This window comes from Halomonas sp. 3F2F (assembly GCF_014897805.1).
Taxonomy (GTDB): Bacteria; Pseudomonadota; Gammaproteobacteria; order Pseudomonadales; family Halomonadaceae; genus Vreelandella.
Genome location: NZ_JABUZE010000029.1, coordinates 25,845 through 39,505, shown reverse-complemented (window position 1 = coordinate 39,505; position 13,661 = coordinate 25,845). Strand labels below are relative to the sequence as shown.

General features: G+C 51.1%; 12 protein-coding genes. 7 read left to right on the top strand and 5 right to left on the bottom strand.

The window, feature by feature from the left end; genetic code table 11:
- Positions 1–19 precede the first annotated feature (19 nt).
- A complete protein-coding gene (locus INT21_RS02845; protein WP_193067692.1) occupies positions 20–1,618 on the bottom strand; it encodes a ribonuclease J in 1,599 nt (532 codons plus the stop codon).
- Positions 1,619–1,894: 276 nt separating this feature from the next.
- Between INT21_RS02845 and purU the strand changes: the two genes are divergently transcribed.
- Together purU and INT21_RS02835 are read left to right on the top strand one after the other, a co-directional pair.
- Positions 1,895–2,749, top strand: coding sequence for a formyltetrahydrofolate deformylase (gene purU, locus INT21_RS02840; protein ID WP_193067691.1), 855 nt, complete (start codon positions 1,895–1,897; stop codon positions 2,747–2,749).
- 86 nt (positions 2,750–2,835) lie between these two features.
- Entirely contained in the window at positions 2,836–3,507 is a 672-nt protein-coding gene (locus INT21_RS02835) for an energy-coupling factor ABC transporter permease (RefSeq protein WP_193067690.1), read from the top strand.
- A 60-nt stretch (positions 3,508–3,567) separates the two neighbouring features.
- Here the strand turns inward: INT21_RS02835 and lexA are convergent, their stop codons facing one another.
- Positions 3,568–4,245, bottom strand: a complete 678-nt coding sequence (gene lexA / locus INT21_RS02830; protein WP_089038200.1) for a transcriptional repressor LexA — start codon at positions 4,243–4,245, stop codon at positions 3,568–3,570.
- Positions 4,246–4,582: 337 nt separating this feature from the next.
- On the opposite strand from lexA, the gene INT21_RS02825 reads away from it, so the two are divergent.
- The 4 genes from INT21_RS02825 to INT21_RS02810 all read left to right on the top strand — a co-directional run bounded on the left by INT21_RS02825 (position 4,583) and on the right by INT21_RS02810 (position 7,499).
- The gene (locus INT21_RS02825; RefSeq protein ID WP_038483793.1) at positions 4,583–5,260 is read left to right on the top strand and encodes a TetR/AcrR family transcriptional regulator; all 678 of its coding nucleotides are present in this window, start codon (positions 4,583–4,585) and stop codon (positions 5,258–5,260) included.
- Positions 5,238–5,759 (top strand): L,D-transpeptidase, encoded by a 522-nt coding sequence (locus INT21_RS02820; protein WP_193067689.1) that lies wholly within the window; start codon positions 5,238–5,240, stop codon positions 5,757–5,759. Before INT21_RS02825 ends, INT21_RS02820 begins: the two co-directional genes overlap by 23 nt.
- Before the next feature lie 81 nt (positions 5,760–5,840).
- Positions 5,841–6,851, top strand: coding sequence for a beta-N-acetylhexosaminidase (gene nagZ, locus INT21_RS02815; RefSeq protein ID WP_089038202.1), 1,011 nt, complete (start codon positions 5,841–5,843; stop codon positions 6,849–6,851).
- A gap of 69 nt (positions 6,852–6,920) precedes the next feature.
- Positions 6,921–7,499 carry a hypoxanthine-guanine phosphoribosyltransferase gene (locus INT21_RS02810; RefSeq protein WP_089038203.1) on the top strand — a complete coding sequence of 193 codons (579 nt, stop codon included), beginning with the start codon at positions 6,921–6,923 and terminating at the stop codon, positions 7,497–7,499.
- Positions 7,500–7,508: 9 nt separating this feature from the next.
- Here the strand turns inward: INT21_RS02810 and ppsR are convergent, their stop codons facing one another.
- Positions 7,509–8,342 carry a posphoenolpyruvate synthetase regulatory kinase/phosphorylase PpsR gene (ppsR, locus tag INT21_RS02805; protein ID WP_193060614.1) on the bottom strand — a complete coding sequence of 278 codons (834 nt, stop codon included), beginning with the start codon at positions 8,340–8,342 and terminating at the stop codon, positions 7,509–7,511.
- A gap of 283 nt (positions 8,343–8,625) precedes the next feature.
- Between ppsR and ppsA the strand changes: the two genes are divergently transcribed.
- On the top strand, positions 8,626–11,010 hold the full coding sequence (gene ppsA, locus INT21_RS02800) for a phosphoenolpyruvate synthase (RefSeq protein WP_089038205.1): 2,385 nt from the start codon (positions 8,626–8,628) through the stop codon (positions 11,008–11,010).
- A gap of 113 nt (positions 11,011–11,123) precedes the next feature.
- Here the strand turns inward: ppsA and INT21_RS02795 are convergent, their stop codons facing one another.
- Together INT21_RS02795 and rraA are read right to left on the bottom strand one after the other, a co-directional pair.
- Positions 11,124–13,010: a glycerophosphodiester phosphodiesterase family protein gene (locus tag INT21_RS02795; protein WP_193067874.1), complete on the bottom strand. Its 1,887-nt coding sequence runs from the start codon at positions 13,008–13,010 to the stop codon at positions 11,124–11,126.
- A 67-nt stretch (positions 13,011–13,077) separates the two neighbouring features.
- A complete protein-coding gene (gene rraA / locus INT21_RS02790) occupies positions 13,078–13,572 on the bottom strand; it encodes a ribonuclease E activity regulator RraA (RefSeq protein ID WP_193067873.1) in 495 nt (164 codons plus the stop codon).
- Positions 13,573–13,661: the final 89 nt, after the last annotated feature.

Here is a 13,661-nt window from a genome sequence, read left to right as displayed (position 1 = left end):
ATCAATATCGCCAATGGCTTTAACTATCGCTAATGGCTTCTGAAGAGGGCATTTCGGTTGCCATTATTTGTAAATGTACGTCTGGCATATGCTGAAGGTGATTAGCGAGCCAATGAATTAGCCTCGGTTGCAGTGCTTGACGCAAATCGGCCAATGTCTCTGCTGCTATTTCTAATAACTGATCATCTAGCCATTCGCTGAAACTATCTTCATCGAGTGGGCTGGTACCGCTGGCATCCAGCATCAAACGGCCAATGCGGCACCAGCCAGTGTCGGTAGCCGTAACGGGAAGCGCTAAGAACAAACTGCCGCGCCGCGATGAGTGAGAGCCGGTATCGAGCCCTGGATGAGGCACGACGCTATTCTGATTAACGATGCAGGGCGGCTGGGGATAGCGTGCTTCGCAGCGTAAGCCTAGATTGTCGAACATCAACATGTCGCCATTTACCGGTGCGAGCGGGGCGTTAATGCCGAGGCTGGTGGCAATTTCTTGATGGGCAGCCTGATGGCGCGCCTCCCCATGCACCGGCAGCAATGTTTTTGGCCGAACCCATTGATACAGTTTTCTCAGCTCATCTTCGGCAGGATGCCCAGTCGCGTGTAATTCTGGGTGGTTCATCTCATCGAAAATTGACACCCCAAGCTGCGCTAGGCGTTTTTTCAGTTGTTCAATAGGGCGCTCGTTGCCTGGTATGGCTTTGGCAGAAAAAATGATGCTATCGCCTGGCTCAAGATCCACAAACGGGTGCCTCCGCTGTGCTAAGCGTTGCAGTGCTGCACGTGGTTCGCCCTGGCTGCCCGTCGCAATAATCACCACCTCTTCTGGCGGCAGGTAGCCTAAGTCATGGGGCGGTACTAGCGGCGGAAAGTCGTCTAGATACCCTAGGCCCTTCGCGACACTCACCATGCGTTCCATTGAACGGCCCATCAAGCTGACGCGTCGGCCGCACTGTTGGGCAGCAATTCCAATCGCTAATACGCGGGCGAGGTTGCTGGCAAAGCAAGATACCACCACGCGTCCTTTGCACTGTTTTAAGGTGTGAGCGAGTGCTTTAGCAACATCGCCTTCACTGCCGGAATGGCCGGGCATCGGGGCGTTAGTGGAGTCGCCTACGACGAGATCGATAGGCGCGAGCGCACGAAATTGAGCAGCGTTAATGGGCGAGCCAATTAATGGGGTAGGGTCTAGTTTCCAGTCCCCGGTGTGTAGCACGCGATAGTCGCCTGCCTGCATTAGGATTGAGCAACTTTCTGGAATCGAATGGGTAACGTGAAGGTAACGCAGCGTGAAGGGGCCGAGCTCCATTGCATCACCCGGTTCCACAACGTTTATAGCGGCGCTACTAAGCTGATGTTCTGCAAACTTATGGCGCAGCAATCCCGCCGCTAACGGCGTTGCAAAAATAGGGCAATTCCACTTAGGCCAGAGCCACGCCACGGCACCAATATGATCTTCATGGCCATGGGTAATGTAGAGTGCCTTTGGGGTAATATTGAGTGCTGCTAATGTATCTGTATTGGGCACCTGCAGCGGGGAATTGGGTAGATCTTGGCGAATCATCATGCCGCAGTCGACGGCGATCCACTCATCATCGTATCCATACAGCGTAAGGTTCATTCCAATTTCACCACACCCACCTAGCGGCAGTAGGCGCAGGGGAGGGCGACGGCGGGGACGAAGTTGAACGCGTGGTGGGTGCATCAGTAATGAAAAGCCTAAAAAGTAAGACCTTAACTATACGGGAAGGCAGGGGCGGGTAACAATCATCGTGGCATTTGGCTGCGGTGCTTCCTTGATAAGCATAAGGTACACTATTTCGCCTATATACCGCTTCCCTACCGCTGGTAGGTGCTTGTCGAACGTGCCGTTAAAATATGTCAAGAGTGTTTATTTATGTCTCATTATTACCGTTTGGTGGTTTCTTGCCCTGATCAAGTGGGCATTGTGGCGCGTGTCTCAAGCTTTATTGCTCAACAAGGTGGTTCTATCACTGAAGCAAGTCAGCACTCTGATCTTGAGACCGGCCGATTCTTCATGCGATACGAAATTTTGGCAGATTCGTTGGGTATGTCGGCGGAGGCGTTACGTAGTGCGTTTGAGCCGGTGGCTAAAGCCTTCAATATGCAGTGGTCGCTCGTCGATACTCAAAAGCGTAGGCGTGTGGTGTTGATGGTGTCGCGGGAGTCTCACTGCCTGGTTGATCTGCTTTATCGTTGGCAGGCTGGGGAGCTTGATTGCGATATTGTCGGGGTTATTTCAAACCATGAGGATATGCGATCACTCACTGAGTGGTATGGCATTCCTTACCATCATGTGCCCGTAGATCCTGATAACAAGCAGGTTGCTTTCGAGCAGGTGCAAGCTCAGATTGATAGCGCAAGGGCTGACTGCATTGTGCTGGCACGTTACATGCAGATTTTGCCACCTTCGCTCTGCTCGCGTTACGCGGGACGGGTGATTAACATCCACCACAGTTTCTTACCCTCTTTTGCCGGTGCTAAGCCCTACCATCAAGCTTACCAGCGTGGCGTTAAGCTAATCGGTGCTACCTGTCACTATGTCACCGAAGAGCTGGATGCTGGGCCGATTATTGAACAAGATATTCATCGGGTAAGTCATTGCCACACGCCAACGGATCTCGTGCGCTTTGGGCGCGATGTCGAAAAAGCGGTATTGGCGCGTGGTTTACGATGGCATTTAGAAGACCGAGTATTAATCCATGGCAATAAGACCGTGGTGTTCAGCTAAGCATGCTGTTTAGATACGCAGTGTTTTTAGTCAATTCAAGTTTACAGCTGGCTTGTCGTTAACTGAACGGGTAGATAGGGGCATCCATGTCTTTCGCGCAAAGTGTTTTAGCTCCCTGGGCATTGTTGCTGACGTGGTTGGTATCGTTGAGCGTGCTTGCGTGGATGATATGGCTGCGCCCTTGGCGAGTGCTGATAGGCGATGTGGCTCTTCAGCATCGGTGGTTAGCCGCGACGCTCGCTGTGGTGTTGATGTGGCAACTGCGTGCTCAGGCAGTCGATTGGTTAACCCTGCACTTAGTCTTCACTGTCTTAATGACGTTGCTATTCAAAATGCCTCTCGCATTAATCAGCAATGTGCTGATTAATGTTGCAATGTCAGCTATAGGTCGCAACGAATGGGTGTTACTAGGCGCTAATGTATTGGTAACCGGCATTGTACCTGCGGTCATTACTGGTCTGGTATGGCGATGGGTAGACCGGCGCCTGCCGGATAACTTGATGATCTTTTTATTCGTATGCGGCTTTTTTGGCGCAGCGCTGGCAACACTGGCAGGAGGGTTGTCGGCGGTCTTGCTAATCATGGTGGCGGGTACTGACTCTGAAGCTGTGTACTTAGCCCAAGAGTATGCGCGCTTCTTACCCCTGTTAATGCCCTCCGAGGCTTTTATCACAGGGATGTTACTCAGTATTTTATTGGTGTATCACCCGAGTTGGGTAGCTACGTTTAATGATCGTCGCTATATAGACTCTCAGTAACATTGCGATAGCCGGTGAGTATCTCTATCGAGTGCCTCACCGGCATTTACACTTACTCGCTTATCCCAGTGCTTGGCCGTTACCGCCACGTATGACACCAACTCCCACCCCTTCAATATCCAACTGCTGCGTACGTAGGTCAATTTCTATGGGCGCAAAGTCGCTGTTTTCAGCAATCAGTGTCACCGTATGGCCCTGTCGTTTAAAGCGTTTTACAGTGACTTCATCTTCTAGCCTTGCCACCACAATCTGGCCATCACGAACCCGGTCGGTGCGATGCACGGCAAGAAGGTCGCCTTCCAGTATGCCAACATCCTTCATTGACAAGCCTCGCACCCGAAGAAGGTAATCCGCTTTGGGGGTAAAGTATTCAGCGGGGAGTGGGCAATAACGATCAATGTGTTCCGCTGCTAGAATCGGGCTTCCTGCGGCCACTTCGCCAATGACTGGTAAGCCATTCGGTAGTGGTTCTACGTTGGCGGCAGGCGCTGTTGCCGAGACATCACCGATATCCTGTGGTTCCTGATTAGGCAGTCGAATCCCCCGCGAGGTGTTACGGATAATGCGGATGGCACCTTTGCGCTCAAGCGCTCGTAAATGCTCTTCAGCAGCGTTAGGAGAACGAAAGCCTAGCGCTTTGGCAATTTCTGCGCGGGTCGGCGGATAGCCGAATTCAGACATCGTTTTAACAATAAAATCAAAAACATGCTGTTGACGAGCAGTAAGAGGACGCGACATAACAAACTCCAAAAAATTGAACAAGACAGTGGCTACATGTCGGCTTAAACAGTATGTGGTTAAGTATACAGTATGTTGCTCTGTCCAGTACATGCTAGAGCGTTTCGCTATGGCATGGCAGTCATTATGCGAATGGTGCCAGGAATGGAGATAGGAGCGACGAGTCTGAGAGGCTATGGCAGTGGCAAACCCGATAGCGTCTGATAGCTGGTGTTTGAATGGCTGCCTAGGCTGCATTTTAGCATCGGGGAAAAAGCTAAAGATAAGTGATTGAGCCAAATAGCGTTATGGCATAGTATTTAACGATGTTTTAAACACTCGTTTTCTGGAGGGCGCTATGGCGCAATCTGATACGGTAACACGTATCCTCGATACCGCTGAGGTGCTGTTTGCCGAGCGTGGTTTTGCCGAAACATCGCTACGCAATATCACCAGTAAAGCGCGGGTTAATTTGGCGGCTGTCAATTACCACTTTGGTTCCAAAAAGGCGCTTATCCAAGCGGTGTTTGCGCGCTATTTAGACCCCTTCTCGCAACGTTTTCACACGGCGCTTGATGAGCTGGAAGCGCAGTACAACGGTGATGTGATTCCGCTTGAAGTGCTGTTGGAAACAATGGCAAGCACGGTGTTGGCAGTGCCAGCTGAGCGCAATAGCCTGAAGGTGTTTATGCGTCTGCTAGGGTTGGCGTATAGTCAGGCACAAGGGCATTTACGCCGTTATATCCAACAGCAGTACGGAGACGTGTTTACCCGCTTTACTGAGCTGGTGCGCCAGGCAACGCCAGATTTACCTGATGCTGAGCGTTTTTGGCGACTGCATTTCATGCTGGGTACCGTGATTTTTACGCTGTCGGGTTTAGATGCGCTGCGAGACATTGCCGCGAAAGACTATAATGAGCAAGTGACCGTCAGGGATTTGGTAAGACGTTTACGCCCTGTCGTGGTTGCTGCCATGAATGCTCCGCTACCGCCTGCTGCTGATGAAGGACATTATGCGAACGCCCACGCTAGCTGAACTACCCCCGCAGAATGGTGGTTGGATAGAAATCAATATCAAACACCAGCAGCTATGCTGGTGGCAAGGGCGCACGCTGCAGTACACGTGCGCTGTGTCCACCGGTGAGAAAGGCGTAGGGCAGCAGGAAGGCAGTGGTCAAACCCCCCTGGGATGGCATTATATCCGCGCATCGATAGGTGGCGGTTTAGCTGATAATGCTGTTTTTCGGGGGCGGCGGTGGACTGGGGAGGTGTTTACGTCGGCGCTTGCGGCGGAATTCCCTCATCGTGATTGGATCTTAACGCGCATTATGTGGCTCTGTGGTTTAGAGAGAGGAGTGAACCGAGGCGGGGATGTCGACACTCAGCGTCGTTTTATCTATCTTCATGGCACGCCACCTGATCAACCGATGGGCGTGGCCGCTTCACATGGGTGTATTCGGCTGCGCAATGATGATCTGGTGTATCTTTTTGAGCATGTGCCGCCGGGCACACCTGTTTGGCTTCATAATGGCTAAGCGTAGGCAACTTATTATTGATTTTTTGACACGAGAGATTGATCAACTAAAATTGACGGCCCTTTTGTTGGATCCATCACAATGACTCAATCTTTAGGCCCGGTCATGCTTGACCTCGAAGGGCCGCGATTAACCAAAGCTGAAAAACATCTTTTGATGGACCCTGCTGTGGGCGGTGTCATTTTATTCGCTAGAAATGTCGAGAATGCTTACCAGGTTAGAAAGCTTTGCAGTGATATTCGTCGTGTTCGCGGCGAGCTGTTACTTGGTATTGATCAAGAAGGCGGTCGCGTTCAGCGAATTAAAGAAGGCGTTACTCGCATGCCAGCCATGGCACGCATTGGTGATCAATTCGCTGAGGATTCGGCATCCGGTCTTGCACTAGCAAAAGACGCGGGTTGGTTGCTGGGCATGGAAATGGCTGCTTGCGGTCTGGATATCAGCTTTGCGCCTGTTTTAGATGTCGAAAGTGGCATCTCTAGTGTTATCGGTGATCGCAGCTTCAGCACCGACCCTGCACACGTCGCTGCGCTGGGTCAGTGTTTTATCAACGGTTTGCATGAAGCGGGTATGGCGGCGGTAGGTAAGCATTTTCCTGGCCATGGTGGCGTTGCCGCTGACTCCCATGTGGCGTTACCTGTGGATGACCGTCCGCTGGCGCTTATTAAACAGCGCGATCTTGTTCCGTTTAGCCAGCTTGCTACTCAGCTTGATGGTGTTATGCCTGCCCATGTTATTTATAGTGCGTTTGACTCACGTCCTGCTGGCTTCTCACCTAGTTGGTTGGGAATGTTAAGAGAGTCCCTGGGGTTTAAAGGTTGTATCTTTTCAGATGATTTAAGCATGGCGGGTGCTCATGAAGCGGGTGACCCGAAGGAGCGCGCCAGGGCTGCCCTTGCCGCAGGATGCGATATGCTATTGGTCTGTAATGACCGCTCTGCAGCGTTAGACGTTGTTGAAGCATGCCAAGGATTACACAGTAAACGACCAATCAAGCTACGCTATGGACGAGCCCGTCCAGACGTGGATGCGCTAACGGCACTTGGCCGCTGGCGTCGTACCCATGCCAAATTAGAAGCGTTGGCGAATTAACCCCATCTTTTCTTAAGTTATTTTCGTTTTTAAGTCACTGACTAGTTAACCCCTTCTTGGAGTAACCCGATGTCCAAACTGGATAAAGAGGCGCTTGAGTCGCTTGACTCAATGCGTGAGTTGATGGATAACGCTGACTGCTTGATTTCTCAACAACAAGTTGAGCGTGCACTGGATCGAATGGCTGAGGAAATTAGTAAAGATCTAGGGGATAAGTTACCGGTTTTTTACTGCGTTATGAATGGCGGCTTGATCACAACAGGGCACCTGCTAACCCGATTAGGTTTCCCTCTAGAAGTCGATTATCTGCATGCCACCCGCTATCGCAATGAGTTGCGTGGTGGCGAACTTTTTTGGCGTGTTTCTCCAGAAATTCCCATGGCAGGGCGCCACGTCGTCATCGTCGATGACATTCTTGATGAGGGCTCTACGTTAGCCGCTATTCTTGCCTACTGCGAGGAAGCCCAAGCGGCGAGCGTTACAACGGCCGTACTGGTGGATAAGCAGCATGATCGTAAAGCGGTACCTGGCTTAAAAGCCGATTACTGTAGCCTAGAGGTTGCAGATCGTTACGTGTTCGGCTTTGGCATGGATTACAAAGGCTACTGGCGTAATGCCCCTGGAATATTTGCTCCCAAGGGCATGTAATGCTCTGGCCTAGCGGGGCGAGAAGCGCCTAGCTAGGCCTGTCTCTGCAATCATTCGGGTTGATATCTCTTCTACTGAAAAGCGTGTCGTATCGATAAACGGGATGTGCATCGAGCGATATAACGACTCAGCCTGTTCAACTTCTTGCAAGCACTGATCCATTGAACTGTAGCGACTGTTGGGACGGCGCTCGTTGCGTATTGCTGCTAGCCTGCGAGCATCAATTGTCAGACCAAACAGCTTGTGTCTATGGGGGGCGAGTGCCTTGGGTAGTTTTAAACTGCCATCTTCATCCAAGTCATCTTCGGTTAATGGGTAGTTAGCTGCTCGAATACCAAATTGAAGCGCTAGATAAAGTGAGGTGGGTGTTTTGCCGCAACGTGAAACGCCAACCAGAATAATGTCGGCTTTATCGTATTGGTGCGTTCGTGCGCCATCATCATTATCTAGCGCAAAATGGACGGAATGGATGCGATCCATGTAGACATCATCGCTACCAATCGAGTGCGTTCTGCCGACGCTGTAAGAGGAGTGCGTTTCTAACTCTTGCTCTAGGGGTTCTAAAAAGGTAGAGAAGATATCCACCTTGAAGCCTGAGGCCTGTCGAATGACGTTACGGATATCCTGATCCACAATGGTATCAATGATAATCGGCCGATGGCCGTCACGGACGGCGGTAGAGTCGATTATCTCCGCTAAAGCTCGAGCCTTTTCCAGCGTATCAATGTAGGGCTTTGTCAGCATGTTAATTTCAACATCACTAAATTGAGCTAACAGGCTACGCCCAAGGCTTTCTGCCGTAATGCCAGTACCATCAGAAATAAAAAAGGCTGTTCGCTTCATCACTAAATCCGTCAATAAATAAAATTGCTATTGTGGGGTGGGGCGTGGGTTAGCACAATCGTTGCCAAGCCATTCACTTTTTGCAGTTCGTTTTAACGCTTATTTAATAAAAATTACCTCATTAAGACTACATAAAAAGCCCTTTATTGCACTTTGTTGTAAAAATCCTCCACTCCGTTCGCTATTAGACCAATGGCGAATGCGGCGGGGCGATGCTAGTGTGACATGGTCAATTAGAGTCGGCCTGTCAGGTCGCAAAGCAGTCTAAAAGCGAGGGGGTTGCGTGGAAGAGTACATTCTATGGTTTGATCAGTTAGGTATGGCAGACGTCGAACGTGTGGGTGGTAAAAACGCTTCGCTTGGCGAAATGATCTCGAACTTATCAGGTGTGGGCGTGACAGTGCCGGGTGGATTTGCCACGACGGCCCATGCCTATCGTGAGTTTCTCTCTCACGAAGGGTTAAATGACCGCATCAACGCCACCCTTGCTCGCCTGGATGTCGATGACGTTAAGGCGTTGGCAGAGGCTGGTAAGACTATCCGCCAGTGGATTATTGATACGCCACTTCCCCCTGCATTTGAACATGCTTTACGCGGTGCCTATGAGCAGCTTCAGGCTAAGCATCCCAGTTTGAAAGTTGCCGTACGCAGCTCCGCCACGGCAGAAGATCTGCCTGATGCGTCTTTTGCTGGTCAGCAGGAAACGTTCCTTAATATTGAAGGTTTTGACAATATTAAACAGGCGGTGCACGAAGTGTTTGCATCGCTATTTAATGACCGCGCGATCTCTTACCGCGTACACCGCGGCTACGCCCATGAGAATGTGGCGCTGTCTGCGGGTGTGCAGAAGATGGTGCGTTCTGAGACAGGTGCTTCCGGGGTTATGTTTACGCTGGATACCGAGTCTGGTTACCGCGACGCAGTGTTTGTTACTGCTTCCTGGGGGCTTGGCGAAACCGTCGTCCAGGGGGCTGTCAATCCTGATGAATTTTATGTGCACAAGCCCACGCTTGAGGCTGGCCGTCCCGCAGTGCTACGCCGGACGCTAGGCTCTAAACTGATCAAAATGATCTATGGGCAAGATGCCAGCGCTGGTAAATCGGTTGAAACTGTTGATGTGCCTCTGAACGATCGTGGTCGGTTCTGTATTAACGATGAGCAGATCATGGATCTTGCACGGCAAGCCATGACCATTGAAAAACATTACCAGCGTCCGATGGATATCGAGTGGGCACTGGATGGTGATGATGGTCAGCTTTACATCGTTCAAGCGCGTCCTGAAACCGTTGTTTCACAACAGGAAGGAGGAAAGTTAGAACGCTTCCACCTGCGTGAAAAAGGACGCACGCTGATTACAGGCCGGGCGATTGGTCAGCGGATTGGGCGTGGCACGGTAAAAACAGTGCTTAGCCCAGAAGAAATGGACAAGGTCCAAGAGGGTGACATCCTGGTGACAGACATGACCGACCCGGATTGGGAGCCGATCATGAAGCGTGCATCAGCGATTGTTACTAATCGCGGTGGACGAACCTGTCACGCGGCCATCATTGCCCGGGAACTGGGTATACCAGCGGTGGTCGGTTGCGGAGATGCAACCACTCAGCTTAAAGAGGGTATTGATGTCACGGTGTCCTGTGCCGAAGGTGACACTGGCCACGTATATGAAGGGCTTCTGGCATTTGACTGCAAGGTCTCAAGTGTCGATGCGATGCCTGAGATTCCCTTCAAGATTATGATGAATGTGGGTAACCCGGACCGTGCATTTGGCTTTGCTGGCTTACCCCACGCTGGGGTTGGTCTTGCTAGGCTGGAGTTCATCATTAACCGTATGATCGGTGTTCACCCCAAAGCGCTGTTGGATTACGACACGCTGCCTGCTGATCTTCAGCAGGTCATCGATTTGCGTACTGCCGGTTACGATGATCCTGTTAGTTTCTATGTTGATAAGCTGGTCGAAGGCATCTCAACCCTGGCCGCTGCTTTCCATCCTCAGCGAGTGATCGTAAGGCTCTCTGATTTTAAATCAAATGAGTACGAAAACCTCATTGGTGGCAAGCTTTATGAGCCCGGTGAAGAGAATCCAATGCTTGGCTTCAGAGGGGCCTCGCGTTATATCTCGGATGCCTTTAGGCCCTGTTTTGAGCTTGAGTGCCGAGCGCTGAAGCGGGTTCGTGAAGAAATGGGCTTTGATAACGTTGAAATCATGGTGCCCTTTGTTCGCACAACCGATGAAGCGCGCGAGGTCGTAGAGTTGTTAGCGGCTAATGGCTTGCCGCGGGGCGGTGAGTCTAATCCTGATGGCTTAAAAGTTATCATGATGTGTGAGTTACCGGCTAACGCACTACTGGCTGATGAGTTCCTCGAGTACTTTGATGGGTTCTCGATTGGTTCTAACGATTTGACCCAGCTGACGCTTGGCCTTGATCGGGACTCGGGTATCGTTGCGCATCTGTTTGATGAGCGAAATCCAGCGGTGAAAAAGCTGCTAGCAATGGCTATCAAGGCATGTAAAGCACAAGGCAAATATGTTGGCATTTGTGGTCAAGGCCCTTCTGATCATCCGGATTTGGCCAAGTGGTTAATGGAACAGGGAATTGATTCTGTCTCCTTAAACCCAGATGCGGTGCTTGAAACCTGGTTTATGCTGGCGGGTGAAACCATCGAATAATACTGTCAGCTCGCAGGACTGGCTCGCAACACCAGTGAGTGGCATAGTGGGTTGAGTTGCTCATCTTCGCCCGGCCATTGGCCGGGCGACTTGGAATCATAAAGAGATTTTTGCTATTGGCGTAGCCAGTTGCGCAGTTTTACCAGCATTAGGCCGCCGTCGCTCAGCGCACGGCGGTCTTCTATTAGCTCGCTCAAACGGTCTGGATAGTCAGTGATTATCGCATCAACCCCAAGATCAATCAGTGCCGACATGCGCGTTCGGTCATTCACTGTCCAGGCATGTATTTCGTAGTTATAAAGCGCCGCCAATCGAATTTCTTGTTGTGTGATACGGTTATGACGCAGGCCTAAAGCATCGAATTGGCGTCGATCCAGTGTGCCAGCCAAGATCAGTTGGGCGAGTAAGGTAATGCGTAATTCGGGGGCTTGCTGTTTTAAATAAGTCACCATACTGGGTGACATGGTCGCCATGCGCATTTCCAGGAATACATTTGGAAACCCGCAGTTCGCGTTCGCATTGAGCGCGTTATCCTGGGTTGCCCAGCAGCGATAGCGAATGTCACTTTCTGCCTCAAGGGTTGCTAATACGGCGCGAGCGAGTCTCTCTTCGTCGCCAGGCGAGGGCTTCATGTCAATCATTAAGCCTGCGCGTCCTCGCACTAGCGCCAAAGCATCATCCAAACCAGCAATCCTTTCGTCTTGAAAGGCATCGCCAAACCAGCTGCCGACATCAACTTTGCTCAACTCTGCTCTAGTGAGTGAATCAAATTCTCGCCGATCGCCTGTTAGCCGGGCCAAGCTGCGATCATGGTAAAGAAGCACCTGGTTGTCAGCACTCAGGCGAACATCCAGTTCTACAGCATTGGCACCGTCTTCAAGCGCTTGTCTTATCGCGGATAAGGTATTCTCCGGCGCTACCATCGAGCTTCCTCGGTGGGCGATGACCGCTACGTTATCGCGTATTTCAAAGCTGTTGAGTATCCACCATGCTTGTAGCCCCGCCAGTAGCAGTACGCTTAGTTCAATCGCCCACGCAAGGCGACCAGGATGGGCGTGTTCCGACCGAGGCGAAGGGCGTGTCTCTCGAAAAGCCAGTTGCAAGTATAAGCACGCTGATAGGAGGGCATTGGTGGCAATACCTAAAAATGTAATGGTTAACGTAACCAGTACGTAGCTGGTTAAATAAGCCAACATCGCTGGAATCAGCACGGCATTATGTTCGGGTAGCCCCCATAACAGAGGCGTCACGACACTATCAAATAGCCATGTAGAGATAATCGGCAGACTGATAATGACGATCAGCAGTGTCAAGACCGCCACACCAATCGAACGATGCCAGCCGCGAGTTAAGCGCACGCTACGCTTAAGTGCTTGGAAAGGGGAGCAGTTGTCCAACACTACTAACGGTAGCGCTAGTAACCAACGCAGGTAGAGCCACGCAGCAAGCCCAAGCCAGATAATCAGTAACGGCAGTGCGCAAGCAATAAAATACCACAGCGAGGCTGGGCGGGTTTGTTGTAAATAGTAGGGATCTATACCGCTTAACCACACATCATAAAGCCACGCTAAGCCCATCATAAAAGGGGCTAGAAGCAACAAGTGGGCTCCTACCTGAAGAATGACCAGACCCGCGAGTGCTGGTAAGCGGCGTGTGCTTAACCACAGTGCTTCAAAAGCGAGCCGGTAGTGGTTGTCTTTAGGTCTGACGGCCACCAGCAGCATGCCTGCTTGTTGCCAATAAATCAGTAAGAATGCAAAGCCAAGACCCACGAGCAACGCAACTAAGCCCAGTGGACTAAATAGCAGTGTAATCAGCGCATCATTGGTGACGACTGTTCGGTTGAGTTGCGCTAGTAAGGCCCGAGAGATCCACGCAATCAATGGCACTACAAGAGCAGAGGCTAACAGGGTGAAGAGCAGGTGATAGGCAATGAGGGGACGAAGATGGTCGCGCAGAGTGTGGAGTAGGGTGTAGCCCAATTGGTTAAGCGGCTGCATGGTTACAATTTTGTCAGGGTTGAATTACCAGGGTGGCACTAAGTACCACACCTGGCAAGCCCTTGCCTTAGGAAAGCTCAAGCGGTTTTTCGGCGATAATAATGCCGTTGTTATCTGCGTAAAGCCATTGTCCAGTGTGTAACGTGGCGCCTGCAAAGGTAATGGCTATATCGCGTTGTCCTTCGCCGCGCTTTTCGCTCTTGCGCGGATGGTTGCCTAACGCTTGAACGCCAAGTGGCAGTGTGACAAGAATATCGACGTCTCGTACACAGCCATACATCACCACACCAGCCCAGCCATTTTTAGCGGCTTGCTCGGCGAGCATATCACCAAGCATGGCACAGCGGTGTGACCCGCCAGCATCCACAACTAGCACTGCACCATCACCTGGTTCGGCAACAGCTTGCTTAACCATTGAGTTGTCTTCAAAACACTTAACGGTACGAATAGGGCCGTAAAAACTGTCGACGCCACCATAATTAGCAAACATCGGTTCAAGTACTATTACGTCAGGATTCGCATCACATAAATCTGGTGTGACAACAGGGGTTGCATATGTCATTACACGCTCCTATGAAGCATTATCTTCAAAATTAGCCCATGAAGATCCATTGTTGAAAGTCAGGCGGCCATAAAAAAACGCCCCAGCCT